At 71.9% G+C, this 23621-nt stretch carries 25 protein-coding genes and 1 riboswitch; of the genes, 11 read left to right on the top strand and 14 right to left on the bottom strand.

Annotation, left to right across the window (positions count from 1 at the left end):
* The first annotated feature begins 36 nt into the window (after nt 1–36).
* Together MRBLWH7_RS15780 and MRBLWH7_RS15775 are read left to right on the top strand one after the other, a co-directional pair.
* A complete protein-coding gene (locus tag MRBLWH7_RS15780) occupies nt 37–675 on the top strand; it encodes a LysE family translocator (protein ID WP_341996151.1) in 639 nt (212 codons plus the stop codon).
* Complete coding sequence (locus MRBLWH7_RS15775) at nt 675–1556, top strand: HAD family hydrolase (RefSeq protein WP_341996149.1); 882 nt, start codon at nt 675–677, stop codon at nt 1554–1556. Before MRBLWH7_RS15780 ends, MRBLWH7_RS15775 begins: the two co-directional genes overlap by 1 nt.
* A 22-nt stretch (nt 1557–1578) precedes the next feature.
* Here MRBLWH7_RS15775 and MRBLWH7_RS15770 read toward each other — a convergent pair whose 3' ends face one another.
* Together MRBLWH7_RS15770 and MRBLWH7_RS15765 are read right to left on the bottom strand one after the other, a co-directional pair.
* Nucleotides 1579–1965: a VOC family protein gene (locus MRBLWH7_RS15770; RefSeq protein ID WP_341996147.1), complete on the bottom strand. Its 387-nt coding sequence runs from the start codon at nt 1963–1965 to the stop codon at nt 1579–1581.
* 137 nt (nt 1966–2102) lie between these two features.
* On the bottom strand, nt 2103–2954 hold the full coding sequence (locus tag MRBLWH7_RS15765; protein WP_341996145.1) for an NAD(P)-dependent oxidoreductase: 852 nt from the start codon (nt 2952–2954) through the stop codon (nt 2103–2105).
* A 59-nt stretch (nt 2955–3013) separates the two neighbouring features.
* Between MRBLWH7_RS15765 and MRBLWH7_RS15760 the strand changes: the two genes are divergently transcribed.
* The gene (locus tag MRBLWH7_RS15760) at nt 3014–4249 is read left to right on the top strand and encodes an IS30 family transposase (RefSeq protein ID WP_341996143.1); all 1236 of its coding nucleotides are present in this window, start codon (nt 3014–3016) and stop codon (nt 4247–4249) included.
* A gap of 105 nt (nt 4250–4354) precedes the next feature.
* Here MRBLWH7_RS15760 and MRBLWH7_RS15755 read toward each other — a convergent pair whose 3' ends face one another.
* The 3 genes from MRBLWH7_RS15755 to MRBLWH7_RS15745 all read right to left on the bottom strand — a co-directional run bounded on the left by MRBLWH7_RS15755 (nt 4355) and on the right by MRBLWH7_RS15745 (nt 6557).
* Complete coding sequence (locus MRBLWH7_RS15755) at nt 4355–5137, bottom strand: enoyl-CoA hydratase/isomerase family protein (RefSeq protein ID WP_341996141.1); 783 nt, start codon at nt 5135–5137, stop codon at nt 4355–4357.
* Between the two features lie 8 nt (nt 5138–5145).
* Nucleotides 5146–5922 (bottom strand): SDR family NAD(P)-dependent oxidoreductase, encoded by a 777-nt coding sequence (locus MRBLWH7_RS15750; RefSeq protein ID WP_341996139.1) that lies wholly within the window; start codon nt 5920–5922, stop codon nt 5146–5148.
* Nucleotides 5923–6041: 119 nt separating this feature from the next.
* A complete protein-coding gene (locus tag MRBLWH7_RS15745) occupies nt 6042–6557 on the bottom strand; it encodes a hypothetical protein (protein WP_341996137.1) in 516 nt (171 codons plus the stop codon).
* Between the two features lie 57 nt (nt 6558–6614).
* Between MRBLWH7_RS15745 and MRBLWH7_RS15740 the strand changes: the two genes are divergently transcribed.
* From MRBLWH7_RS15740 to MRBLWH7_RS15730, 3 genes are read left to right on the top strand one after another with little or no spacing between them, the layout of a single operon-like run.
* Nucleotides 6615–6965, top strand: a complete 351-nt coding sequence (locus MRBLWH7_RS15740) for a DUF488 family protein (protein ID WP_341996135.1) — start codon at nt 6615–6617, stop codon at nt 6963–6965.
* 18 nt (nt 6966–6983) lie between these two features.
* Nucleotides 6984–7709 carry an aminoglycoside 3'-phosphotransferase gene (locus MRBLWH7_RS15735; RefSeq protein ID WP_341996133.1) on the top strand — a complete coding sequence of 242 codons (726 nt, stop codon included), beginning with the start codon at nt 6984–6986 and terminating at the stop codon, nt 7707–7709.
* Nucleotides 7706–8212, top strand: a complete 507-nt coding sequence (locus MRBLWH7_RS15730; protein WP_341996131.1) for an SRPBCC domain-containing protein — start codon at nt 7706–7708, stop codon at nt 8210–8212. The genes MRBLWH7_RS15735 and MRBLWH7_RS15730 overlap by 4 nt, the downstream gene beginning before the upstream one ends.
* Before the next feature lie 128 nt (nt 8213–8340).
* Here the strand turns inward: MRBLWH7_RS15730 and MRBLWH7_RS15725 are convergent, their stop codons facing one another.
* From MRBLWH7_RS15725 to MRBLWH7_RS15715, 3 genes are all read right to left on the bottom strand, one after another.
* Nucleotides 8341–9141, bottom strand: a complete 801-nt coding sequence (locus MRBLWH7_RS15725; RefSeq protein WP_341996129.1) for an energy-coupling factor transporter transmembrane component T — start codon at nt 9139–9141, stop codon at nt 8341–8343.
* Nucleotides 9138–10613: an ABC transporter ATP-binding protein gene (locus MRBLWH7_RS15720; RefSeq protein WP_341996127.1), complete on the bottom strand. Its 1476-nt coding sequence runs from the start codon at nt 10611–10613 to the stop codon at nt 9138–9140. The genes MRBLWH7_RS15725 and MRBLWH7_RS15720 overlap by 4 nt, the downstream gene beginning before the upstream one ends.
* A 1-nt stretch (nt 10614) precedes the next feature.
* On the bottom strand, nt 10615–11259 hold the full coding sequence (locus MRBLWH7_RS15715) for an ECF transporter S component (protein ID WP_341996125.1): 645 nt from the start codon (nt 11257–11259) through the stop codon (nt 10615–10617).
* Nucleotides 11252–11361, bottom strand: a riboswitch (TPP riboswitch). It overlaps the preceding gene by 8 nt.
* 36 nt (nt 11362–11397) lie before the next feature.
* On the opposite strand from MRBLWH7_RS15715, the gene MRBLWH7_RS15710 reads away from it, so the two are divergent.
* Nucleotides 11398–13047: a D-alanyl-D-alanine carboxypeptidase gene (locus tag MRBLWH7_RS15710; RefSeq protein ID WP_341996122.1), complete on the top strand. Its 1650-nt coding sequence runs from the start codon at nt 11398–11400 to the stop codon at nt 13045–13047.
* Between the two features lie 19 nt (nt 13048–13066).
* Here the strand turns inward: MRBLWH7_RS15710 and MRBLWH7_RS15705 are convergent, their stop codons facing one another.
* Genes MRBLWH7_RS15705 through MRBLWH7_RS15695 form a run of 3 tightly spaced genes read right to left on the bottom strand, consistent with a single transcriptional unit; the run spans nt 13067 to nt 15753 of the window.
* Nucleotides 13067–13480, bottom strand: coding sequence for an RbsD/FucU domain-containing protein (locus MRBLWH7_RS15705; protein WP_341996120.1), 414 nt, complete (start codon nt 13478–13480; stop codon nt 13067–13069).
* A 13-nt stretch (nt 13481–13493) separates the two neighbouring features.
* Nucleotides 13494–14471 (bottom strand): aldo/keto reductase, encoded by a 978-nt coding sequence (locus tag MRBLWH7_RS15700; protein WP_341996119.1) that lies wholly within the window; start codon nt 14469–14471, stop codon nt 13494–13496.
* Nucleotides 14458–15753, bottom strand: a complete 1296-nt coding sequence (locus MRBLWH7_RS15695; RefSeq protein ID WP_341996117.1) for an L-fuconate dehydratase — start codon at nt 15751–15753, stop codon at nt 14458–14460. Before MRBLWH7_RS15695 ends, MRBLWH7_RS15700 begins: the two co-directional genes overlap by 14 nt.
* A 137-nt stretch (nt 15754–15890) precedes the next feature.
* On the opposite strand from MRBLWH7_RS15695, the gene MRBLWH7_RS15690 reads away from it, so the two are divergent.
* Both MRBLWH7_RS15690 and MRBLWH7_RS15685 read left to right on the top strand, forming a co-directional pair.
* The gene (locus MRBLWH7_RS15690; RefSeq protein WP_341996116.1) at nt 15891–16751 is read left to right on the top strand and encodes a fumarylacetoacetate hydrolase family protein; all 861 of its coding nucleotides are present in this window, start codon (nt 15891–15893) and stop codon (nt 16749–16751) included.
* Nucleotides 16748–17509 (top strand): SDR family oxidoreductase, encoded by a 762-nt coding sequence (locus MRBLWH7_RS15685; RefSeq protein ID WP_341996114.1) that lies wholly within the window; start codon nt 16748–16750, stop codon nt 17507–17509. Before MRBLWH7_RS15690 ends, MRBLWH7_RS15685 begins: the two co-directional genes overlap by 4 nt.
* 4 nt (nt 17510–17513) lie before the next feature.
* Here the strand turns inward: MRBLWH7_RS15685 and MRBLWH7_RS15680 are convergent, their stop codons facing one another.
* Nucleotides 17514–18362 (bottom strand): amidohydrolase family protein, encoded by an 849-nt coding sequence (locus MRBLWH7_RS15680; protein ID WP_341996111.1) that lies wholly within the window; start codon nt 18360–18362, stop codon nt 17514–17516.
* A 75-nt stretch (nt 18363–18437) separates the two neighbouring features.
* On the opposite strand from MRBLWH7_RS15680, the gene MRBLWH7_RS15675 reads away from it, so the two are divergent.
* Nucleotides 18438–19118 carry a FadR/GntR family transcriptional regulator gene (locus MRBLWH7_RS15675; RefSeq protein ID WP_341996109.1) on the top strand — a complete coding sequence of 227 codons (681 nt, stop codon included), beginning with the start codon at nt 18438–18440 and terminating at the stop codon, nt 19116–19118.
* Nucleotides 19119–19166: 48 nt separating this feature from the next.
* On the opposite strand, the gene MRBLWH7_RS15670 is transcribed toward MRBLWH7_RS15675, so the two are convergent.
* Complete coding sequence (locus tag MRBLWH7_RS15670; RefSeq protein ID WP_341996106.1) at nt 19167–21353, bottom strand: alpha-galactosidase; 2187 nt, start codon at nt 21351–21353, stop codon at nt 19167–19169.
* Between the two features lie 82 nt (nt 21354–21435).
* On the opposite strand from MRBLWH7_RS15670, the gene MRBLWH7_RS15665 reads away from it, so the two are divergent.
* The gene (locus MRBLWH7_RS15665; RefSeq protein ID WP_341996104.1) at nt 21436–22602 is read left to right on the top strand and encodes an ROK family transcriptional regulator; all 1167 of its coding nucleotides are present in this window, start codon (nt 21436–21438) and stop codon (nt 22600–22602) included.
* Nucleotides 22603–22643: 41 nt separating this feature from the next.
* Here MRBLWH7_RS15665 and MRBLWH7_RS15660 read toward each other — a convergent pair whose 3' ends face one another.
* Nucleotides 22644–23570 (bottom strand): DnaJ domain-containing protein, encoded by a 927-nt coding sequence (locus MRBLWH7_RS15660; protein WP_341996102.1) that lies wholly within the window; start codon nt 23568–23570, stop codon nt 22644–22646.
* Nucleotides 23571–23621 lie beyond the last annotated feature (51 nt).

The raw sequence follows: 23621 nt of genomic DNA, 5'->3' as shown, positions 1-23621 counted from the left end.
CGGATGCCGATCCGGGCCCCGGACTAGGCTCGCCCTGTGGTGCCCGCCCCCAACCTTCTCGCCTTCACGCTCGCCGCGCTCGTCCTGATCGTGATCCCGGGTCCGAGCGTGCTCTTCACGATCGGGCGCGCGCTCGCCCTGGGCCGCATCGGCGGGCTGCTCAGCGTGCTCGGCAACGCGCTCGGACTGCTGCCGATCATCGGTCTCGTCGCAGTCGGCGTCGGCGGCGTCGTCGCGCAGTCGGTCGTGCTGTTCACCGTCGTCAAGGTCGCCGGAGCGCTGTACCTCATGTACCTCGGCGTACAGGCGATCCGCCACCGTCGTCGCGCCGCCGCGGAGGCCAACGGCGGCGCGCTGCCGCGCTCGGCCTGGCGCCAGCTCGGCGAGGGGTTCGTCGTCGGCATCACGAACCCGAAGACGATCGCCTTCTTCGTGGCGGTGCTCCCCCAGTTCGTCGACCTGAACGCCGGAATGGTGCCGCTGCAGATGATCGAGCTCGGACTCGTGTTCTTCGTGATCGCGCTCATCTCCGACGGCATCTGGGCGCTCGTCGCGGCGGGCGCGCGCGAGTGGTTCGGGCGCTCCCCGAAGCGCATCTCGACCCTCTCTGCCACCGGCGGCGGGCTCATGATCGGCCTGGGCGGCATCCTCCTCTTCACCGGGAACAAGCACTGATGAACACGGATGCCGAGACCTCGGCCCTCTCCTCTCGCCGGCGCATCATCTTCCTCGACGTCGACGGCACTCTCCTCGAGCACGGCTCGCACGTGTGCCCCTCGACTGGTCCGGCCATCCGCGCGGTGCGCGAAGCCGGGCATCTCGTGTACCTGAGCACCGGGCGGTCGGCCTCCGACATCCATCCGGACGTCGCAGAGATCGGCTTCGACGGCGCGGTGACGAACTCCGGTGCGCTCGTCGTCTCGGACGGAGAGGTGGTCGTCGACCGCCCCCTGTCACCGGCCGCGACGGACCGCATGCTCACGGCGCTGCGAAGCCGCGGCATCCGCTACTTCCTGCAGACGCGCGATGCCGTCTACGCCTCGGACGGCATGGCAGAGCTGATGCGCGACTATGCGGCGGCGCTCGCGGCGCGTGAGGCGTCCGGCCAGGAGGTGCGGCCGGAGGACTCGCTGGTGGGGCTCGCCCAGCGCACCTTCCCGAGCGCCGACGAGGCCGACCTGACGCGCATCGACAAGGCCGTCTTCGTCAGCGACCACCCGGAAGGCCTCGAGGAGCTGCGCGCCGACCTCGGCGACGAGTTCCTCATCGTGCCGGGCAGCATGCCGCTGCCCGGCGGCTCGAACGGCGAGATCAGCGAGCGCGAGACCACGAAGGGGTCGGCCATCGAGCTGCTGCTCACTCATCTCGGCATGGACGCGGCCGATGCGATCGCGGTGGGCGACAGCCGGAACGACATCGAGATGTTCCAGGTGTGCGGCGTCTCGGTCGCGATGGGCAACGCGCAGCCGGAGCTCAAGGAGCTCGCCGACTTCGTCACGACCGACGTGCTCGACGACGGGATCGCGAACGCGTTCCGCCGCCTCGGCCTGATCTGACGCGGCCGCCTCATTCGCCGGGTCAGCTCTCGGCGGCGGGCGGCTCCGCGCCGAGGTTCACGAGGTTGCCGGCGGGGTCGCGCACCTGCGCGATGCGCTCGCCCCAGGGCATGTCGGCAGGCGCTTGGATCGGGTGGCCGCCGGCGGCCACCCAGGCCGAGAACGTGCGGTCGACGTCGTCGACGTAGAACCAGAGGCCGACCCGTTCGCCCGCACCGGGCGGCAGCGCGTCGTCGTCGCGGCCGATGCCGAGGGACACCCCGTCGATCTTCAGCGACACGTAGGCGTCGGCGCCGTGCTCGTCAGGGAACCGGTAGTCGACGACCCCGCCGAGCGCCCGCTCGTAGAACCGCACGAGCTCGGGGAGTTCGCGCGCCAGCAGGATGGGGAACAGGCTCCGCACCGCCATGCCCCCACCCTACGTCCGCGCGCCCGGACGAGGTAGTGACGCGGCGAGACAGGGGGATTTCGCCGAGACCGAGGACGACGTTCCCGGTTTCGCGGCGGATCCCCGGTCTCGGCGAGGCCGGGATTCGCGGGCGAGCTTCAGTCCAGGAAGATGTCGGGGAACAGCGCCTCGTCCGGCGTGCCGGGCACAGCGGCGTAGTCCGAGAAGTCGGTCACGCCCGCGGCCTCGAGCACGTCCTCGACGATGAGGGTCTGCCCGGTGTACTCGCGCGACGGCTTCGTGAAGATCTCGTGCGCGGCGTCGGCGTAGATCTCGGGCGTGCGGCTGACCTTCATCATGCGGTCGCCGCCGAGGGCGAACTGCACGGCCGCGGTCGCGATGGTGGTGCGTGGCCACAGCGTGTTCGCGGCGATGCCGGCGTCGGCGAACTCCGCCGCGATCCCCAGCGTCACCATCGTCATGCCGTACTTCGCGAGGGTGTACCCCGTGTGTCCGCCGAGCCACTTCGGCGAGAGGTTGAGCGGCGGCGAGAGCGAGAGGATGTGCGGGTTCGCCGCCTCCTTCAGGATCGGCACCGCCGCGCGCGAGAGCATGAACGTCCCGCGCACGTTGACGTCCTGCATGAGGTCGTACTTCTTGGCGTCGAGGTCGAGCGAGCGCGACAGATCGATGACCGACGCGTTGTTCACCACGATGTCGATGCCGCCGAACTCGCCCTGCGTCTTGAGCACGGCCTCGGTCACGTCGTCGTCGTTGCGCACGTCGCCGACGATCGGCAGCGCGTGGCCGCCGGCGGCGCGGATCGCTTCGGCCGCCGAGTGCACGGTCCCCTCGAGCTTGGGGTGCGGGGTGTCGGTCTTGGCCAGCAGTGCGATGTTGGCGCCGTCGCGCGCCGCGCGCAGCGCGATCGCGAGGCCGATGCCGCGGCTGCCGCCCGACATCAGGATCGTCTTGCCGGCGAGGGGCGCGGCATCCGTCGATTCGGTCACTGTATTCCTCCGGGTGGTTTCCAGTGATCGTCGCAACGTGATCACACCAGTTGGAGGTCATGTTGTCGTCACGTCGTGTTCCGAAGGGTCCTGGGCGGAGGCCGAAGTCGTTGGCGCGGAAGCGGTTCATGGAGCTGCTCGCGCAAGGGTGGCCGTTGGCCGCCGCGGCGCGCGAGGTCGGTGTCGTGCGCACCACGGCGTATATCTGGAGAGACGGCACGACGGTGCGGCGAAAGGATGGCACGGTGAAAGTCGTGCCGCCGCTCGAGCCGCTTGCGCTTCGCCCCATCTCGCCCCGCTTCCTGTCCGAGGAGGAACGCATCCGGATCGCCGACCTCGCGAGCAGGGGCGCCGGACCGACGGAGATCGCCAAGACGCTGGGCCGGTCGCCGTCGACGATCAGTAGGGAGCTGCGACGCAACGCACATGAGTCCGGCCAGTACCGACCGTTCCACGCGCACAGCATCGCCGCGACCCGTCGCCGGCGCCCGAAGCCGTTGAAGCTGTCGACCAATCCAGTGCTGCGCACGTACGTGAAGGCGAGATTGAAGGAGCGGTGGAGTCCGCAGCAGATCAGCCGCGCCCTGCGCGCCGCACACCCCGACGATGCCGGCATGCGGGTCGCGACGGAGAGCATCTATCTCGCGATCTACCGGCCCGGAACAGGGCTTCTCCGCAAACCCGACCCGTCACCGCTGCGGACAGGACGCGACCACCGCAGGGCGCACACCCGCCTGATCCGAGCCGGACGCCGGTTCGCGCAGCCGATGCTGTCGATCCACGACCGCGAGTTCGAACCGACAGACAGATCGGTGGCGGGCAACTGGGAGGGCGACCTCATCGTCGGCCCGCACCACCGCTCCGCGATCGGCACACTCGTAGAGCGGCAGACCCGCTACGTGAAGCTGCTGCACCTGAACGCGCCCACCTCATCCGAACTGCACGCAGCATTGGTGCGGGCCCTCCGCGCTCTCCCGCAGGGGCTGCGGCGGACGCTGACCTGGGATCAAGGCACCGAGATGGCCAAGCACCTCGACATCACCGCCGACACCGGCACGAAGATCTACTTCTGCGACGCCGCCAGCCCCTGGCAACGCGGCAGCAACGAAAACACAAACGGGTTGCTGCGCCAGTACTTCCCCAAGTCGACGAACCTCGCCGTCCACACGCCGCGGGACCTCGCCAGAGTCGAGGACGAGCTCAATCGCCGACCCCGAATGACGCTCGGCGACCGCGCACCCGCGGACCTCTTCGCCACCCTGCTAATGTCCGAGAATCAGCCCTCGTTGCGATGACCGCTGGAATGCAAGCCGGTGTTGGTGTCCCGTTTTCCGGCCCTCATGTCGCGATTTCCGCCGCTGCGGGCGCCGCGTTCGGCGAAAAGTGGGACATGGGGGCGGTCAGGCCGGGCGCGCGGACTTGGCGGATGCTGCGGCGAAGGCCGCGACGCGGGCCTTGGCCTCGTCGGTGTCGAAGCGCGCGCCGATCGAGCGGGCCTCGTCGTCGAGGTTCTCGGCGAACGGGCGCCCGGCGCCCGTGCGGACGAGGCGCTTGGCCTGCCCGAAAGCGCCGGTGGCGTTGTCGAGCCAGAACCGCGCCACCGCCTCGGCGCGCGCGGCGACGTCGGCTGTGGGCACGACTTCGGTCACCAGGCCCCAGTCGAGTGCTGTGGGGGCGTCGATCGTGAGGTCCTGCAGGAGCAGCTGCAGCGCGCGGCGCTGGCCGACCGCGGCGGGCAGCAGCGTCGAGACGCCGAGGTCGGGCGTGAGTCCGATGTTGGCGTACTTGCTGACGAACTTGGACTGCTCCGAGGCGACGATGTAGTCCGCGGTGAGCATGAGCCCCAGCCCGCCGCCCGCGACGGCGCCCTGAACGGCGGCGACGATGGGCTTGTCCGACTCCACGAACGTGCGGATGCCGTCGTGGATCGTGTGCGCGGCGCCGGTCACGTCCCCACCCGACGCCCCCGACGTCGCCATCTCGATCACGTCGCCGCCGGCGCAGAAGGCGGGGCCCGCAGCATCCAGGATGATGGCCCCCACGGACGAGTCGGAGGTGAGCTCGTGGGCGACGTCGCGCCAGCGTGTGCCCATCTCGAAGCCCATCGCGTTCAGGAACGCCGGCCGGTTGAACCGCACGCGCGCCAGGGCGCCGTCGCGGGTGACGAGGATCGAGTCGCTCACGTTTCTCCTTACTTCGGCGCCATGCGGATGGCGCCGTCGAGGCGGATGGTCTCGCCGTTGAGGTAGCCGTTGTCGACGATGGACATCACCAGGCGGGCGTACTCGTCGGGCTTGCCGAGGCGCCGCGGGTACGGCACCTGCTCGCCGAGGGAGTCCTGTGCGGCCTGCGGCAGGCCCATCAGCATGGGGGTCTCCATGATGCCCGGGGCGATCGTCACGACGCGGATGCCGTAGCGCGCGAGCTCGCGGGCGATCGGCAGGGTCATGGCGTGCACGCCGCCCTTCGACGCCGAATACGCGGGCTGCCCGATCTGGCCGTCGAAGGCGGCGACGCTCGCGGTGTTGACGATGACGCCCCTCTCGCCGGACGCACCGTCGCCGTCGGCGGTGGGCTCGGTCTTCGCGATGGCCGCCGAGGCCTGCGAGATGACGTTGTACGTGCCGATGAGGTTCACGCGGATGATCCGCTCGAAGCCCTCGAGCGGCGAGGGGTTGCCCTCACGATCGAGCACCTTGGCCGGCGGGGCGATGCCGGCGCAGTTCACGACGACGCGCAGGGGGCCGGATGCTGCGGCCGTCGCGACCGCGGCTGCCACCTGTTCGGGGCTCGTGACGTCCGCCGGCGCGAACGTTCCCCCGAGCTCTGCGGCCACCTCGGCGCCCGCCGAGTTCGGCAGGTCGACGATCGTGACGGTCGCGCCGGCGGCGGCGAGACGCCGGGCCGTCGCGAGGCCGAGTCCGCTCGCGCCACCGGTGACGAGTGCGGCGGTGCCCGTGAGGTCCATGGATTCTCCTTCGAAGTCCGGATTCGGCGGAACCGCGTATCAGCATACGCGGTACTCAGTCCCATCGCTCACCGGCCGGCGGCGCGACAGGACCAGGCTAACGGCGCTCGCCCGGGCCGTCACGGCCCGAACTGCGGACCGATGCGCGTGAGGGCCGAGATCCGGTCGATCAGCTCGGCGGGCCGTGCGAGGAGCATGCGCGCCTCGCCGCGGGCGGTCAGGTACTCCACCAGCCGCGTCGTCGCCTGCGCGTCGCCGCGGCGGTAGCCCGAGAGGTGGTGCTGCGTGGCGCGCCATTCCAGCCGCTCCCCCTCGAGCGTCGTGATCACGACGACGAAGGTGGGCGTCTCGGCCGCATCGCCGGCCTCCAGGCCGCCGGCCACGCCGCCGAGCAGCGCCGCCGCCATGTCGGTGACCGCAGGATACGGCCACCAGGACCCCGGCGGGTCCACCGTGACCGCGTGCGCCCGGGTCCACGGCACGAACTGCAACCGGGGCTCGCCGATGTGACGGGAGAGCCCTTCCGGCGAGAGCCGCACGCGCCGCGCCGCGGTGTCGCCGATCGCGACCGAGGGTTCCGCGCCCTCGAGCGCCGTCAGGGGTCCTCGCCGTCGGGTGGCGCGCGTGGTGGGCATGCCTCCCATCCCACCACGCCGGTGGCGCGCGGCGGGGCCGGCGGGTTGGATGGACGCATGGAGATCCGGCTCAAGCGCGTCTACGACGACCCGGCCCCTGACGACGGCTTCCGCGTCCTCGTCGACCGGCTGTGGCCGCGCGGACTCTCGAAGGAGCGGGCCGCACTCGACCTGTGGGCGAAGGAGGTCGCACCCTCGACCGAGCTGCGCACGGCGTTCCACCATGACGACATGGCGTGGCCCGACTTCGAGACGGCCTACCGGGCCGAACTCGACGGACCGACGGCCACCGCCGTCGCGTCGCTCCGGGAGGAGCTCGCCCCGCACCCCGTCGTGACGCTGCTGCACGCCGTCCACGACGACACGCACAACCACGCCCTCATCCTCCGCGAGGTCCTCGCGTCCTGACCCGTGCAGGATGGGATGGTGTCGATCCCCCTCGAAGACGTGGCCGTCCCCGAGCGCGTGCGGGAGCTGGCTCGCGGAGCTGACCTCACACCGGTCTGGCTCAACGAGCTCGGCGGCATGACGTTCCGCACCGACGACGGCCGCTATCTCAAGTACGGTCCGCGCAACAACGAGACGTCGTTCGACGGCGAGGCCGAGCGACTGCGGTGGGCGGCGGCCTACACCGCCGTGCCGCAGCTTCTCGAAGCCGGGGGCGACCAGAGCCACGAATGGCTGGTGACGGCGGCACTCCCGGGGCTGTCGGCGGTCGATCCGCGATGGATCACGGATGCCGCCACCGCCGTCCGCGCCGTCGGCCAGGGTCTGCGCGCCCTGCACGACGCGCTGCCGGTCGATGACTGCCCGTTCGACTGGCGCGTGCCCGCGCGGATCGCGAACGCGGCGGGACGCGGCATCCGTCTTCCCGCGGCGTTGCGCGACGCCCCGCCGATCGACCGGCTCGTCGTGTGCCACGGCGACGCCTGCTGCCCCAACACCCTGATCGGCGGCGACGGCCGGTGGAGCGGACACGTCGACCTCGGGGCGCTCGGCGTCGGCGACCGCTGGGCCGACATCGCCGTGGCGTCGATGTCGACGGCGTGGAACTATGGCGAGGGATGGGAGGACGCCCTCATCGAGGCGTACGGGATCGAACCCGATCGCGAGCGCCTGTCGTACTACCGGGAGCTCTGGAACGCGACATGACCGACATCACCGGCAACGTCTGCGACATCGACGGCAAGCCCAACCTCGTGATCCTGCGACGCTTCCGCGCGACGGCCGACGAGGTGTGGCGCGAGCTGACCGACTCCGCGCGGCTCGAGCGCTGGATCGGCCGCTGGGAGGGCGATCCCGCGAGCGGGCACGTCACGTTCTACATGACCGCGGAGGATCCGGATGCCGCGGGCGAGGAGTACACGATCCTCGAGTGCGACCGCCCCCGGCGCTTCGCCGGCGACACTTCGGCCGGGTCGGGTGCGTGGCACCTGTGGTTCGAGCTCGCCCCGGACGAGCACGGTGACACGGTGCTCACCTTCGGCCAGCGACTGGGCCCCGAGGACGAGGTCGGCTCGATCGGGCCGGGCTGGGAGTACTACCTCGATCGACTGGTGGCCGCGCAGGCGGGCGTCGAGGTCGCAACGGTCAAGTGGGACGACTACTTCCCCGCGCTGCAGCCCGGCTACGAGCGGCTGGTGGCCGGCGGCTGATGCCGGGTGCTGCGCCGCGGCCAGGCGTTTCGACTCGCAAGCTCGCTCAACGACCGGGACTCGAAGCACCGGTCATTGAGCGGGGGAGTTCTGGCGCCCGCAGACGGAACGTCGCCGCACCGACGGCGTCAGGACCACACGAACCGGAACGTGTCCGCGGCCACCGCGGCGCCGATCGCCAGGGCCATGATCGCGGTGCCGCCGAGCAGCGCCACGGCGTCGCGCGGGTGCAGTCGCGACGGCCGTGCCCACGTGCGCGGGACGCCTGAGCCGAAGCCCCGCGCCTCCATCGCCATCGCGAGCTTCGTGCCGCGGCGCACCGCGAACACGAGCAGCACGAACGCCATCGAGAAGAACCGGCGGATCGCACCGCTGTCGCCGACGCCGCGCGCGCGGCGCGCGAGGCTCATGCTGCGCCAGTCGTCGAGGAAGAGGCCGAGCGTGCGGGTGCCCGCGAGCACTCCGAGCACGAAGCGCGACGGCAGCTTCGCGACCTGCGCCAGCGCGTCGGCGAGCTCGGTGGGATCGGTGCGGCCGAAGAGCAGGATCGTCGGCAGCGCGAGGGCGAGCACGCGCAGGCACACCGCGACGGCCAGCGCGATGGAGTCGTCGCTGATCGTCGCGTACCAGAACGACCAGTAGACGGTGCCCCCGGGTTCCGCGTACAGCAGCATGCTGACACCCGCGACCGGCGCGAAGACCAGGATCGGCAGCATCCGTTTCAGCACCGTCATGGCCGCCAGGCCGGTCAGCGGGATGCAGGCGAGCTGGAGTGCGATCGCGACCAGGGCGCTGGTGGCGTCGATGGAGGCGAAGAGGGGCACCGACAGCAGCAGCGCGAGCACGATCTTGGTGACGGGGTTCACCCCGTCGAGCCAGGCGCGGGGAGGCGCCGGGACCTCGGCGGCGAGCGTGTCGACGGCGGTCACGATCGCACCCTCGCGTGCACGGGAGCGCCGAGCTCGATGCGGTGGCCGCCGAGGTGCCGCAGCACGTCCTCGTCGTGGGTGACGGCGACGACCGTCGTGCCCGCGGCGATCTCGGACTGGAGCAGCTGCACGAGCTCGATCCACCCGCGACGGTCCTGTCCGAAGGTCGGCTCGTCGAGCACGATGACCGGCGGCGCGTCGGCGAGCACGGTCGCCACCGACAGTCGGCGCTTCTGGCCACCCGACAGCGTGAACGGGTTCGCGGCGGCGAGGGGCGCGAGATGCAGCCGTTCGAGGAGCTCTCCGACGATCTCGTCGACGGCGGCCGGATCGACGCCCCGCGATCGCGGCCCGATCGCGAGCTCGTCGCGCACGGTCGAAACGAGGAACTGGTGCTCGGGCTCCTGGAACACGGTGCCGATGCGCGTGAGCAGCTCGCGCGACGTCCACTTCGAGGGGCGCCGCCCGGAGCGTCCTGCCAGCTCGGGGGCGGCCTCGACGCGCCCCGCCGCCTCGGGCAGCAGCCCCGCGAGCGTCAGCGCCAGCGTGGACTTGCCGGCGCCGTTGGGTCCGGTGATCACGGTCGCGGCCGCGCGCGGCACCGCGAGGTCCAGTCCGGCGCGAACGATGGTGCGACGGTCACGGGAGATCGAGAGTGCGGATGCTGCCACCGCCGCCCGCGCGTCGCCCCGCGCTGCGCCCGGCACGCGCAGGCCGACCGGGTGGCCCGGCACCCACACGCCGACGGCGGCGAGCGCGGCGCCGTGGCGCGCGAACACCTCGGCCGGCGAGCCGTCGGCGAGGAGCCCGCCGTCGGCGCCGACCACGATGACGCGGTCCATGAGGTCCGCCCACACGGCGGTCCGGTGCTCGATCACGACGAGGGTGGCGCCGGTCTCGCGCACCGCACGCTCGACGGCGTCGCGCACCTCGCGGACGCCGTCCGGATCGAGGTTGGCGGTGGGCTCGTCGAGCAGCAGCACGCCCGGCCGCATCGCCAGGACGCCGGCAAGGGCGAGTCGCTGCTTCTGCCCGCCCGAGAGCGCCTTCGTCGCGCGGGCGAGGGGCACGTCGAGCCCGACGGCGTCGAGCGCCTCGGCCACGCGGGAAGGGATCTCGGATGCCGGCACGCCGAGGTTCTCGCAGCCGAAGGCCACGTCGTCGCCCACCTTCGACAGCACGACGCCCGAGTCGGGGTCTTGCAGCACGAGCCCGACGCGGCCGCGGTGGGCCTCGGCACGCTCGCCGTCGATGAGGAGCGAGCCGGTCTCTTCGCCCTCGTCGGCGCCGCCGAGGAGGCCGGCCATCCCGGCGAGGAGCGTGGACTTGCCCGCGCCCGATGCGCCGAGCAGGAGCACGCGCTGGCCGGGCTCGATCGCGAACGAGACATCGCGGACGGCGGGAGCCCGCCGTCCGCCGTACCGCCAGCCCCAGCCCGCCGCCGTGATGCGAGCCGGGCGGGTCGCCGTCATGTCAGACCTCGCGGCGCGCTTCGCGTCCGACGGCGAAGCGGCTCAGCGCTCCGGTCGCCGCGAGCCCGCGCACGGCGAACCAGCCGACGACGCCCGCGAGCAGCGCCCCCGACACGACCAGCGACACCAGGTAGATGACGTTGAACTCGAGGGTCTTCAGGATGTTGGGCGAGCTGCCGTAGAAGAGCTCGAACACCCACGCGCCGACGGCCGCGCCCACACCGGCGAGCATCGCGACGGGGAGGGTGAAGCGGCGGTACAGGAAGATCGCGAAGATCAGCTCGGCGCCGAGACCCTGAACCAGTCCCGACAGCAGGGTCGATACGCCCCACACGTTGCCGATGAGCATCGACACGATCGCGGCGATCACCTCGACCAGGAGCGCCGCGCCGGGCTTGCGGATGACGAGGCCGCCGATGACGCCGCCGATGAGCCAGATGCCGACGGCGATGCCGCCGAGACCCGGCGTGAGGCCGTCCATCGCGATGAACCAGGCGTAGCCGACGGTGTTCCAGGCCCAGAAGACGAGGCCGATCGCGACACCGAGCACCGCGGCGACGACGATGTCGACGACCCGCCAGCGCAGGCTGCGCGGGCCCTGCGAACGGCCCGCAACGGGGGTGGATGCGGACGTGGACGCGTGCATTTGAGCTCCTCCCTGCGCCGGCATGATCCGGATCAGGTTCGACGGTCGAAGCGTGGGCCGCTTCCTCTCAGCCCGGCTCACCGGACTCCCGTGGTTGTGGCGCCAGTATACCGCCGGTTCAGCAGGTATTTTGGGTGGGTGACATCGGACGACACCCCTGCGCCCACGCGTCGCGCGCGACGCGTGCAGACCGGTGCCGTTCCGACGCCGGGTCCCGAGGATGTCTCCGACGGCGGCATCCTCACGATGCAGACGGGTGAGACGGATGCCGTGTCCCCGCCCACGAGCACGGCTCCGGCGGACGTGACCGCGGTCGCTCCGACGATCGCGACCGTGCCCGTCGCCGATGTGCCCTCGGTCGCGACGTGGAACCCGACGGATGCTGTCGACCCGTCCGGCTTCTCGCCCCCGGCCGTCACCACCGCCACGACGGCAGCCGGCGCCGCGAGCGGTCGCACGGCGCTCGCCTGGGTCGACGAGACCGTCGTCGAGCGCGGCGCGGCGCCTGCCGACCTGACCGCGGCGGCGACCCCGTACGTGACGGTCGACGCCGATCTCCTCGCCGACGCCCCGCGACGCTCGCCGTTGCGTGCCGCCGTCGTCGTGCCGACGCTGGCGATCGCGGCCGTCGTCGGCGCGTACGCGGGGACGACGCTGCTGTGGCCGCTGCACTCGGTCGCCCCGACGGTGACGGCGATCGAGGTGCAGCCGATCGCGGCGCCCGCCGCCGCGCCGGCGTGGCCCGCCGAGGGAAGCGCCGCGGAGGCCGTCGCCGGCATCCCGGGAACACTCGCCTCGACCGCCGACCCCGCCGCGATCGCCAGCATCACCAAGGTCGTGACCGCGCTCGTCGTGCTGGAGGAGATGCCGCTCGCGGTCGGCGAGCAGGGCCCGGAGTACCGCTTCACGTCGGCGGACCGCTCGCGCTACTGGCAGTACCGCTCGGGCGGCGAGTCCGCGCTCGACGTCCCGGTCGGGGGCTCGCTCACCGAGTACCAGATGCTCGAGGGCATGCTCATCGGCTCCGCGAACAACTACGCCGACCGCCTCGCCCAGGGCATCTGGCCCTCCGACGCGGTGTACGCCTCCGCCGCGAACGCGTGGCTCACCGCCCACGGCGTTTCGGGCGTCACGATCCGGGAGCCCACCGGCATGGACCCGCGCAATGCCGCGAGTCCCGAGGCCCTCGTGGCGCTCGCGCAGAAGGCCATGGCGCACCCCGTCATCGCCGAGATCGTCGCGAAGCAGTCCGTCGATCTTCCCGGCGCCGGGCAGGTCGAGAACACGAACGGTCTCCTCGCGGATCCGGGCGTCGTCGGCATCAAGACCGGAACGCTCGACGCCTGGAACCTGCTCTCGGCCAAGGACGTCACGATCGGCGACAAGACCGTGCGCCTGTACGCATCGGTGCTGGGTCAGCCGGACGACGAGGCACGCCTCGCCGCGTCCCGCGCGCTGTACGCGCAGATGGAGTCGGAACTGCAGCTCAAGCCCTCGGTGACGGCGAGCACCCTCGCCGGTCAGGTCGAGACGCTGTGGGGCGACAAGGTCGACATCGTCACGTCGGGCGACGCGTCGGTGATCCTGTGGAACGGCGGCAGCGGCACGGTCGCGACCACCTACCATCTGGGCGACAGCCGCGACGCCGGCGACGTCGTCGGATCGCTCAGCGTGACCGGGCCGCTCGACGCCACGACCGTCGACCTGACGCTCGCAGCGGAGATCACCGAGCCGTCGCCGTGGTGGCGCCTCACGCACCCGCTGGACCTCTTCGGCCTCAACGGCTGAGGCGCCGCCGGGCGCGCGTTCAGGCGGACGGGTGTCCGACGACGCCCTTGCGCAGCAGGGCGTTGCCGTACTTGCGGATCTCGCCCGTGCGGACGATCACGAACGCGGTCTTCGCGACCTCGTAGTACTCGAAGCGGTCGACGTAGCGCGGATCCTCGACGCCCGCCGCGGCGGCGAGCTCCCGCTGCACGTCGAGCACCTCGCCGTCGGCCGACGCCATCAGGTCGAGCGCGGGCGCGTCGTCGAGCGGCACGACACTCCGCACGGCCGCCAGCACGGCGGGGGTCGTCGTGCCGGGCAGGTCGACGACGCGCGCGCCGATCGCCCACGCCGGGAAGTGCGCGTCGGCGATCACCACCGCGTCGGAATGACCCATCCGATCCAGGTGGAGCAGCAGCTCCCCCGTCAGCAGCGGGTTGATGCCCTCGAGCATGAGGATCCCCTCGTCAGCGGATGAGGCCCGCGGCGGCCAGATCGTCCCACAGGGCAGCGGGGATGTCGACCGCCATGAGCTCGGCGTTCCGGCGCAGCTGCTCGGGGCGGCTGCTGCCGACGACGACCGAACGCACGGCGGCGTCGCGGAGCGGGAACTGCACGGCCGCCGCGGGCAGCGGCATGTCGTGCGCGCGGCACACGGCGAGGATCGCCTGCAGGCGCTCCCACAGCGGCTGCGGCATCCGTCCGTACTCGTAACGGTCGTCGCGCGACGGCTCCTCCTTGGCGAGCAAACCGGAGTTGAACACGGATGCTGCCACCACCCCGGTTCCGCGCTCGTGGCACGCGGGCAGCACGGCGTCGGCGGCCAGCTGCTCGAGCAGCGTGTAGCGGCCGGCGATCATGATGAGGTCGAGATCGGCGCTCTCGACGGCAGCGGCGAGCGCCTCGCTCACCATCGAGCCGATGCCGATCGCGTCGACGGCACCCTCGGCGCGCAGCAGCTCGAGCGCCGGGAACGCCTCGCGGAGCGCGAGGTCGAGGTCGTGCCGCTCGGGGTCGTGCAGGTAGAGCACATCGACGCGGTCGAGTCCGAGACGCTCGAGGGATTCCTCGAGGCTCGCGCGGACGCCGGCCTCGGAGAAGTCCCACTCGCGGCGCAGCGTCGTCGGCACGTGGAAGTCGGCGGCGAGATCGAGTCCGCCGTCATCGTCCGGGTTGGGGCGCAGCAGACGCCCGGCCTTCGTCGAGATCACGAACTCGTCGCGCGGCTTGGTCCTGAGGAACGCGCCGAGGCGCTGCTCCGACAGCCCGAGGCCGTAGTGCGGGGCGGTGTCGTAGTAGCGGATGCCGCTCTCCCACGCCGCGTCGAGGATCGCCCAGGCCTGGTCGTCGCTGAGCTCGCGGAACAGGTTGCCGACGTTCGCCGCGCCGTACCCGAGGCGGGTCAGGGCGGGGTTGTGGAGGGCGGCGCGCTCAGGCCGCAGCATGCGTCGTCCCGAACTCGTACTCGGCGCGGCTGGCCGTCTTCATCTCCATGCCGGTGCCGGGCGCGGTCGGCGCCACGTACACGCCGCTGCGCACCTCGGTCGGTACGACGAAGTGCTCGTGCAGGTGGTCGACATACTCGATCATGCGGCCCTCGCGGGTGCCGGTGACGGCCACGAAGTCGAACATCGACAGGTGCTGCACGGCCTCGCAGAGCCCGACGCCGCCCGCGTGGGGGCACACCGGCACGCCGAACCTGGCCGCCAGCAGGAGGTTCGCGATGTTCTCGTTGACCCCGCCGACGCGGGCCGCGTCGATCTGCATCACCGAGATGGCGCCGGCCTGCAGCAGCTGCTTGAAGATCACGCGGTTCTGGGCGTGCTCGCCCGTGGCGACCCGCACCGGCGCGACGCCGCGCGCGATCTCGGCGTGGCCGAGCACGTCGTCGGGGCTCGTGGGCTCTTCGATCCACGCGGGGTCGAACTCGGCAAGCGCGTTCACCCACTCGATCGCCTCCGAGACCTCCCACCGCTGGTTCGCGTCGATCGCGATCGGGAAGTCGGGGCCGCACACCTCGCGGGCGACGCGGAGCCGGCGGATGTCGTCGTCGAGGTCGGCGCCCACCTTGAGCTTGATCTGGCCGAAGCCGTCGGCGATCGCCTCGCGGCACAGGCGCGCGAGCTTCTCGTCGGAGTAGCCGAGCCAGCCGGGGCTGGTCGTGTACGCCGGGTAGCCGGTGGCGAGAAGGTCGCGCTCGCGCTCGGCGCGACCGGGCTCGGCGGCGCGGAGGATCTGCAGCGCTTCGTCGGGGGTGAGGGCGTTCGTGAGGTAGCGGAAGTCGACGAGGGCGACGAGCTCCTCGGGGCTCATCCGCGACAGCAGCTGCCACAGCGGAAGTCCGGCGCGCTTGGCCTTGATGTCCCACAGCGCGTTGACGACCGCCCCGATCGCCATGTGCATGACGCCCTTCTCGGGGCCGAGCCAGCGCAGCTGCGAGTCGCCGATGAGCTCCCGGTTGATCGCACCCATGTCGTCGAGGAGCGGCTCGATCTCGCGGCCGATGAGGTGTCCGGCGAGGGCATCGAGCGCAGCGACCTGCACGTCGTTTCCGCGCCCGATCGTGAACACGAAGGCGTGTCCCGAAACGCGGTCCGACGCGTCCGTCACGATACGGAGATAGGCGGCCGAGTAGTCGGGGTCGGGGTTCATCGCATCGGAGCCGTCGAGGCTCAGCGACGTGGGGAATCGGATGTCTGTCGTTTCGAAGGCGACGATGCGGCTCACGGGGGCGTCTCCAGCGTTTCGCGGTTCGGGGAGTCGAACCGCTCGAAGTGTAAACATCGGATGTCTATACTGTCAATCACGCCCGCGGGCCGCGGCGGCACCGAGGCCGCCCCCGCATCGAGAAATCCAGGAGAGCCATGAAGTTCGCGCGTCTCGGCGAGTCCGGCAGTGAAATCCCCGTCGTCGTCGACACAGACCGATACCTCGATCTGCGCCCGCTCACATCCGATGTCGACGGGGAATTCCTCGCCGACGACCCCGTCCGCCGGACGACGGACGCCATCGCCGAAGGGCTCCTCCCCGAGCTCGAGGGCGCGGCCGAGCTGCGCATCGGCGCCCCGATCGCCCGGCCCAGCGCCGTCATCTGCATCGGCCAGAACTATGCCGCGCACGCTCGGGAATCGGGTGCGGAACCGCCGACCGTTCCGATCCTGTTTCTCAAGACCCCGAACACCGTCGTCGGTCCGAACGACACCGTGACGATCCCGCGCGGGAGCGAGAAGACGGACTGGGAGGTCGAGCTCGGCGTCGTGATCGGCCGCCGCGCCGCTTACCTCGACAGCCCCGACGAAGCCGACGCGCACATCGCCGGCTATGTCGTCGCCAATGACGTGTCGGAGCGCACGTTCCAGATCGAGGTCTCGGGCGGACAGTGGTCGAAGGGCAAGATCGCGCAGGGCTTCAACCCGACCGGTCCGTGGCTGGTCACGGCCGACGAGGTCGACGCCCAGAGTCTCCGCCTGAAGAGCTTCGTCAACGGCGAGCCCCGTCAGGACTCGAACACGAGCGACATGATCTTCGACGTGCGCGCCATCGTGCACCACCTCTCGCAGTTCGTCACCCTCGAGCCGGGCGATCTCATCCTCACCGGCACGCCGCAGGGCGTGGCGTTCGGCGGGAAGTTCCCATACCTGAAGCCGGGCGACGTGGTCGACATCGAGATCGAGGGTCTCGGCGCGCAGCGCCAGGGGTTCGTGGCCTGGGAGGCGACCCGATGAGCGGCCGGGCGCTGGGCGGCCTCGTCGCCGTCGTGACGGGCGGGGCGTCGGGCATCGGTGCAGCGATCGCGACCGCACTCGCGGATGAGGGAGCCGAGGTCGCGGTGCTCGACCTCGATCCCTCGGGCGCCGACCCGCGCTTCGCCGCGTTCGCCGCGGACGTGTCGGACCGTGCCGCGGTCGACCGGGCCGTCGCCGCGGTGGGTGAGCGGTTCGGGCGCATCGACATCCTCGTCAACAACGCCGGAATCGGCGCGCAGGGCGACATCGCCGCGAACGACGACGACGAGTGGGCCCGCGTGTTCTCGATCAACGTCACGGGCATCGCGCGGGTCGCGTCGGCGGCGCTGCCGTGGCTGCGGCGCTCCCCGTCCGCCGCGATCTGCAACACGTCCTCGATCGCGGCTACGGCGGGACTGCCGCAGCGCGCGCTCTACAGCGCGTCGAAGGGCGCCGTGCTCTCGCTCACGCGCGCGATGGCGGCCGACCACCTGCGCGAAGGCATCCGCGTCAACGCTGTCAATCCGGGCACCGCCGACACCCCGTGGATCGGCCGTCTCCTCGCGAGCGCCCCCGATCCCGTCGCCGAGCGCGCCGCGCTCGAGGCGCGACAGCCGCACGGACGTCTCGTGTCGGCCGCCGAGGTCGCCGGCGCGGTGCTCTACCTCGTGAGCCCGTCGTCGGGCTCGACGACCGGCACCTACATCGAGGTCGACGGCGGGATGTCGCCGCTGCGCCTCCGTCCGGCCGGCTCCTGACCCGTCAGCCCAGGCGGTAGAACCGCTCGGCGTTCTCGGCGAGCACCGCTCTCCGGTGGTGCTCGCCGACGCGGTCGGCCAGCCACGAGGACACCGTGTCGAGCCATCGTCCGTAAGGACCCGAGACAGGCCAGTCGCTGCCGAACAGCAGGCGGTCGGGGCCGAAGGCGTCCAGCGCCACGTCGAGGAACGGCCTCACCTGGGCGTCGGTCCATTCGCCGGCCGACTCCGCCGGCAGGCCCGAGAGCTTGCACACGACGTTCGGGCGCTGCGCGAGGTCGCGCAGCGACTCCGCCCACGGCGTGCCGTCGGCGGGGTCCGCGTCATCCGGCGAACCCACCTCGGGCTTGCCCAGGTGGTCGAGCACGATGGCGAGGTCGGGCAGGGTGTCCGCGAGCGCCACCACGTCGGGCAGCTGCTCCCAGCGCACGCACGCGTCGAACGTGAGTCCGGCCGCGGCGACCGCCTCGGCCGAGCGGAGGAAGCCCGGCCGCAGGCAGAAGCCGTCGGGCTCGGACTGCAGCAGGCGCCGCACCCCGATGACGAGCGGCCGCTCGGCGAAGGCCGCGAGGTGCTCGTCGGTCGCGGCCGGGTTCTCGAGCCGCGCGCGGGCCACGATCCCCCGCACCGGCACGCGAGAAGTCAGTGACGCGACCCAGTCCGTCTCGGCGATCGCCTGCTCGGGCGCGCATTCCGCCTGCACGAACACGAAGCCGCAGTCCGCGTCGGGGGCGTCCTGCAAGGCGACGTCGAGCTCATCCGGACCGAAAGATCGGAGCAGAGCTCCTTCCAGCCACTCGTAGGTGAGGACCTCGGGGTCCCAGAGATGGAGGTGTCCGTCCACGACTCTCATGTCACCATCATGCCGTCGACGCGCGGTGGAGGCAGCATCCGTTTCGCCCTGACATCGGATGTCTATGATGGGCGCGTGGCCGTCACCGACGAAGCGATCGAGAAGATCAAGGACATGATCGTCCGCGGCGAGCTGACCCCCGGGTCGCGCCTGCCTCCCGAGAAGGACCTCGCCGAACGCCTGGGCCTCTCCCGCAACTCGATGCGCGAAGCCGTCAAGGCGCTCGAGGTCATGGGCGTGCTCGACGTGCGGCGCGGCGACGGCACATACGTCACGAGCCTCGAGCCGAAGCTGCTGCTCGAGGCGGTCTCGTTCGTCGTCGACCTGCACGATGACGACTCCCTGCTCGAGATCTTCGCGGTGCGCCGCATCCTCGAGTCCCACGCCACGGGGCTGGCGGCGCAGCGCGCGGATCACGACGACGTGGCCGGATTGGATGCCGCCATCAGCGGCGTCGCGATCGACACCGACATCGAGTCCCTCGTCGAGCACGACGTGCGCTTCCACAGCGCGATCGCACGGCTCGCGGGCAACGACTACCTCGCGAGCCTGCTCGAGAGCCTGACCAGCCAGACCGTGCGGGCCCGCGTGTGGCGCGGGCTCACCCAGGCCGGCGCCGTCGAGCGCACACTTCACGAGCACCGGGCGATCCTCGACGCGATCGCCGACCACGACATCGAGCTCGCGACCGCGGCCGCGCAGGTGCACATCTCGGGCATCGAGCGCTGGCTGCGCCAGGCCCGCGGCGACGCCTGAGCCCGGGTGACGGGGCGGTTCTGGATGCCCCTGGTCTGCTCAAGCGGCTCAGGGGAGCCGCTCGACGTCGAGGAGCAGCGCCTGCTGCGGGTTGAGCGTCGGCAGAGGCACGCCGGCCACGGCGAGCACGGCGCCGGGCAGCTCCGTGCCGCCGTACGTGGCCGCGAACATCCACGCCGGATCCGACACCTCCTGCCGGCTCGCCGCGCCGAGCTCGGGACGCACCCGCACGCGGTACCGTGCGCCGGCGTCGAGGCCGGGGAAGCGCACCCGCCCGCTCTGCCCGTCGGGCGAGGTGGCCAGGCGCGCCCACGTGTAGAGCGCCCGGCCGCCGTCCGGCGCCACGATGCCGGTGAGCATCGCCGCCTCGTCCGCGAGGTCGGCGTTGACGATGTCGCCGGTGTGGATGAGACCGCGCAGCTCGCGGTAGAGCCCGGCCCACGCTGTGATGGTGCGGAGGTCGTCGGGGGTCGCCGTGGTGAGGTCGGTCTCGATGCCGGCGTGCGCCGTGAGGGAGATCGCGAGCCGGAACGACAGATCCGTCTCGCGCGATGTCGTGTGCGAGCGCCGGGCACCGAGGTGCGAGCCGATCAGCTCCGGTGGCACGAGCAGTCGCGTCCATCGCTCGATGCGCGCGCGCTCGACGGGATCGTTGCAGTCCGACGCCCACACGCGGTCGGCGCGCTCTAGGATCCCGAGGTCCACGCGTCCCCCGCCGCCCGAGCACGTCTCGATCTCGAGGCGAGGGTGCCGGTCCCGCAGCTCGTCGAGCATGCGGTACAGCGCGAGCGTCTGGTCGTGCACGAGGGGGCGGTCACCGCCGTCGCGAAGGGCCACGGGCTCGACGAGGTCGCGGTTGTGGTCCCACTTCACGTAGTCGATGTCGTGCGCCGCGACGAGCGCACTGACGCGCTCGAGGACGAGCTCGAAGGCCTCGGGATTCGCGAGGTCCAGCACCTGCTGGTTGCGGGCGGTCGGGCCTGCGCCCTCACGGGGCGCGAGCACCCAGTCGGGGTGCTCCCGGGCGAGATCGGAGTCGGGGCTGATCATCTCGGGCTCGAACCAGAGCCCGAACTGCATACCGCGCCCGCGCACGGCGTCGACGAACGGCCCGAGGCCGTCGGGCCAGACGTCTTCGTCGACCAGCCAGTCGCCGAGACCTGCGTCGGCGTCGCGCCGCCCTCGGAACCAGCCGTCGTCGAGAACGATGCGCTCGACGCCGACTTCGGCCGCGCGATCCGCGATCTCGATCAGCCGTTCGAGGTCGTGGTCGAAGTACACCGCCTCCCACGTGTTGAGCACGAGCGGCCGCGGCCCGGCGGGGTGGTGCGCGCGGGCGCGGAGCCGGCGGTGCAACCGCGCGGCGACTCCGTCGAGGCCGCGATCCGACCACGTGAAGAGCACCGTCGGCGCGCTGTAGCGCTCTCCCGGCTGCAGCATGACCTCGCCCGAGCGGAGCAGTTCCCCGGCGCCGAGCACGCGCGAAAATGCGCCAGCACCCTCGGGCAGTCGCTCGGCCAGGTACTCGCCGTCGCCGCTCCACGCGAGGTGCACGCCCCACAGCTCGCCGTGCGAGAAGCCGAAGGCAGGCGTACCCGCCGCGAGCAGGAAGGGCGAGTCGTGGCCCGGCTTTCCGCGGCGAGCGCGGCGGGCGTGCGTGCCGAAGGCGAACGGCAGGCGCTGGGGCGAGCGCTCCCGGCACCACTTGCCGGTGAAGTCGAGCAGCTCGCCCGCGCGCTCCGGCACGGGCATCAGCGCGCGCAGGCCGTCGATGACGTAGATGGATGCTGCTTCCGACGGGTTCTCTACCGACATGTCCACCGACACCACGCCGGCGGAATCCATCCGGTACTCCAGGTGCGCCCGCGTCGCGGCGATCGCGTCGCCGAGGGCGATGGAGATCCGGCCTCCCCCGTCCGGGGACTCCTCGACCTCGCCGCCGACGACGTGCGGCCGAGGCGTGGACGCGGTGCCGGCGCGGCTGCCGGTCTGCGCCGGCGTACCCGCCCACCCGTCCTGTTCGGTCGGCCACGCCGAGAACGCCCGGGGGACGTCCGGCGAGCTGCAGAGGACGGCCGGGATCGAGGTCTCGCGCAGCGCCTCGGCGAGATCCGCGTCGACGAGACCGAGGTCGGCGCCCCAGTGCAGGACTCGGGGCACGACACCCCCCAGATCGACGACGAGCGACACGCCCGCTGCCCGGAGCGTGTGGACGCTGCCCTCGCCGTTGCTCATCCGCAACTCCTTCGACTGGTTTCTTGACATCGGTAATTAATCATGTTCACCTTGGCGTCGCAACACAGAACGCGAGGAGCCCATGGACCACGACACCGCCGCGCGCATGACGCTCATCCGCTCGGCGTCCGAGGCCGGCTCGAAGGTGTTCGCGACGATCCTGACGCGCAGCCCGATCAGCCGCATCGACATCGCGCGGCACACCGGACTGTCGCAGGCCGCCGTGACCAAGGCGGTGTCGCCCCTCGTAGCCGCGGGGCTCGTCGACGCCCCCCCGGTCACCCAGCGTGACGGTCTGCCCGGACGCCCCGCCGCCCCGGTCTCGATCGTGCCCGACGCGATGGTGATGCTCGGGATCAAGATCAACCCCGACGAGATCATCGCCGTGGCGACCGACCTCGCCACCAACGTCCTGGTCAGAGCCCAGCGTGCCCTCGCCACACATGATCCGGAGGCGGTCGCCGACGCCGTCGTCGACGTCATCATCGCGCTCGAGCAGGACCTGGGCGACAAGGCCGAGTCGATCGCCGGCGTCGGCCTGGCCATTTCCGGCGACATCGACACGTCGAGCGCAGTCGTGCGCGCGTCGGCGATCATGGGCTGGACCGACGTGGCGTTCGGCGCCGCGCTCCAGGACCGGCTCGCGTGGCCCGTCACCCTCGAGAACGACGTGAACGCCCTTACGATCGGCGAGCACTGGTTCGGCGTCGGGCTCGGCACCGCCTCCTTCGCCATCGTCACCATCGGACTCGGCATCGGCAGCGGCCTGCATCTCAACGGCCAGGTCATCTCCGGCGCCTACGGCGTCTCCGGCGAGATCGGGCACCTCCCGCTGGCCGCGCCTGAGCACGTGTGCTCGTGCGGACGCCGCGGCTGTGTCGAGGCGGTCGCCGCCACCCCCGCGATCGCTGCCGCAGTCTCGGCCGCCCACGGTCGCGAGATCGGCATCGACGAGGCGGTGCGCCTCGCACACGCGAGCGACCCGGCGGCCGAGGCCGCCTTCCGTGAGGCCGCGCGCATCATCGGCACCGCCATCGCCACCCTCGTGAACCTCGCCGGCCCCGAGGTCGTCATCATCGGCGGCGAGGGCGTGTCGAACTTCGACCTCTTCGAAGAGACGCTGCGGAGCGCGTTCGACGCCCACGCGTTCGGCGCCGCCGCCCGATGCCCCATCGTGACGCGGCCGCACACCTTCGAGGACTGGGCGCGCGGCGCGGCCGCGGCCGCGATCCAGTCGCTCGTCCGCTGACGCCGCGCCGCAGCATCCGTTCGTCCCCGTGAGCCCCGGATCTACGCGAAGCGCACGGTCTGCTGCAGGCGCGTGCGGTAGTCGAAGACCTCATTGCCGCCGACGTCGCGCGCGCCGGTGATGCCCCGGCGCAGCACCGTGGCCAACGCGCTGCGCGAGACGACGGCGACCCGCACGCCGCGCACGCGACCGATCTCGTCGATGGGGGTGAGCACGTCCTCGTCGGGGAGCACGACGATCGCGCCGCTGAAGCGCACGCCGGCGGCACGTGAGATCACCCGCATGCGCGCGAGCAGCTCGGCGAGCGGGGCGCCGGGCACGCCGTCGCCCACGAACTCGCCGCGGCGGATCCGCACCGGGCCGCCGAAGTCCTCCGACAGCACGCCGTACAGGCCGCTCGGGCCGAGCACGATGTGGTCGATCTTCGCGTCGGGGTCGGCGTCCCGCCCTGCCGCAGCCACGTCGTGCCACACCGTGTATCCCATGCCGAGGTCGGCCACGATCCGGGCGGTCGCCTCCTCGGCGAGCGCGTCGGCGAGCAGGCGCCTGAGCGCCACCGGCGCCGAGCGCACGAGCGCGGGGTCGTACGGGTCCTCGAGGGTGACGCCGCGGCCCGCCCACTCCCGGATCAGCGTGAGGTAGCGCTCGCGGCGCCAGCCGCCGGGGTGTCCGTAGGACCGGGCGCGCGGACGGGTGTCGGTGCGCGCTGCGGGCGGCCGCCAGCCCGACCACTCGGGGGCGGCCGCCTCACCGAAGCCGTGACCTCGGTCGTATGCCGCGCGCGCGTCCGGCGTGCCGACGAGCTCCCATGCCCGCTGCACCTGGATGAACACGGCCGCATCGCCGCCGGTGTCGGGGTGCGTCTGCCTGAGGCGCAGGCGGTACGCCTTGCGGAGGGTCTCCTCGTCGACCTCGGGGTCGACCGCGAGCACCTCGTACGCCGACGCCGAGAGCGGACTGTCGAACACGTGCCCTCCCCCGGGACTGCGATGACGGATGCTGCGCGCCGCTGTCTGCGG

This window comes from Microbacterium sp. LWH7-1.2, assembly GCF_038397755.1.
Lineage (GTDB): Bacteria > Actinomycetota > Actinomycetes > Actinomycetales > Microbacteriaceae > Microbacterium.
Note: the sequence above shows the minus strand (reverse complement) of the source record. Positions and strands in the feature narration are given on the sequence as shown.

Coding starts and splice junctions, on each gene's coding strand:
- MRBLWH7_RS15775 (WP_341996149.1), top strand. CDS start 675: ATGAACACGGATGCCGAGACCTCGGCCCTCTCCTCTCGCCGGCGCATC.
- MRBLWH7_RS15770 (WP_341996147.1), bottom strand. CDS start 1,965: ATGGCGGTGCGGAGCCTGTTCCCCATCCTGCTGGCGCGCGAACTCCCC.
- MRBLWH7_RS15760 (WP_341996143.1), top strand. CDS start 3,014: ATGTTGTCGTCACGTCGTGTTCCGAAGGGTCCTGGGCGGAGGCCGAAG.
- MRBLWH7_RS15750 (WP_341996139.1), bottom strand. CDS start 5,922: ATGGACCTCACGGGCACCGCCGCACTCGTCACCGGTGGCGCGAGCGGA.
- MRBLWH7_RS15745 (WP_341996137.1), bottom strand. CDS start 6,557: ATGCCCACCACGCGCGCCACCCGACGGCGAGGACCCCTGACGGCGCTC.
- MRBLWH7_RS15740 (WP_341996135.1), top strand. CDS start 6,615: ATGGAGATCCGGCTCAAGCGCGTCTACGACGACCCGGCCCCTGACGAC.
- MRBLWH7_RS15730 (WP_341996131.1), top strand. CDS start 7,706: ATGACCGACATCACCGGCAACGTCTGCGACATCGACGGCAAGCCCAAC.
- MRBLWH7_RS15720 (WP_341996127.1), bottom strand. CDS start 10,613: ATGACGGCGACCCGCCCGGCTCGCATCACGGCGGCGGGCTGGGGCTGG.
- MRBLWH7_RS15715 (WP_341996125.1), bottom strand. CDS start 11,259: ATGCACGCGTCCACGTCCGCATCCACCCCCGTTGCGGGCCGTTCGCAG.
- MRBLWH7_RS15705 (WP_341996120.1), bottom strand. CDS start 13,480: ATGCTCGAGGGCATCAACCCGCTGCTGACGGGGGAGCTGCTGCTCCAC.
- MRBLWH7_RS15700 (WP_341996119.1), bottom strand. CDS start 14,471: ATGCTGCGGCCTGAGCGCGCCGCCCTCCACAACCCCGCCCTGACCCGC.
- MRBLWH7_RS15690 (WP_341996116.1), top strand. CDS start 15,891: ATGAAGTTCGCGCGTCTCGGCGAGTCCGGCAGTGAAATCCCCGTCGTC.
- MRBLWH7_RS15685 (WP_341996114.1), top strand. CDS start 16,748: ATGAGCGGCCGGGCGCTGGGCGGCCTCGTCGCCGTCGTGACGGGCGGG.
- MRBLWH7_RS15680 (WP_341996111.1), bottom strand. CDS start 18,362: ATGAGAGTCGTGGACGGACACCTCCATCTCTGGGACCCCGAGGTCCTC.
- MRBLWH7_RS15670 (WP_341996106.1), bottom strand. CDS start 21,353: ATGAGCAACGGCGAGGGCAGCGTCCACACGCTCCGGGCAGCGGGCGTG.
- MRBLWH7_RS15665 (WP_341996104.1), top strand. CDS start 21,436: ATGGACCACGACACCGCCGCGCGCATGACGCTCATCCGCTCGGCGTCC.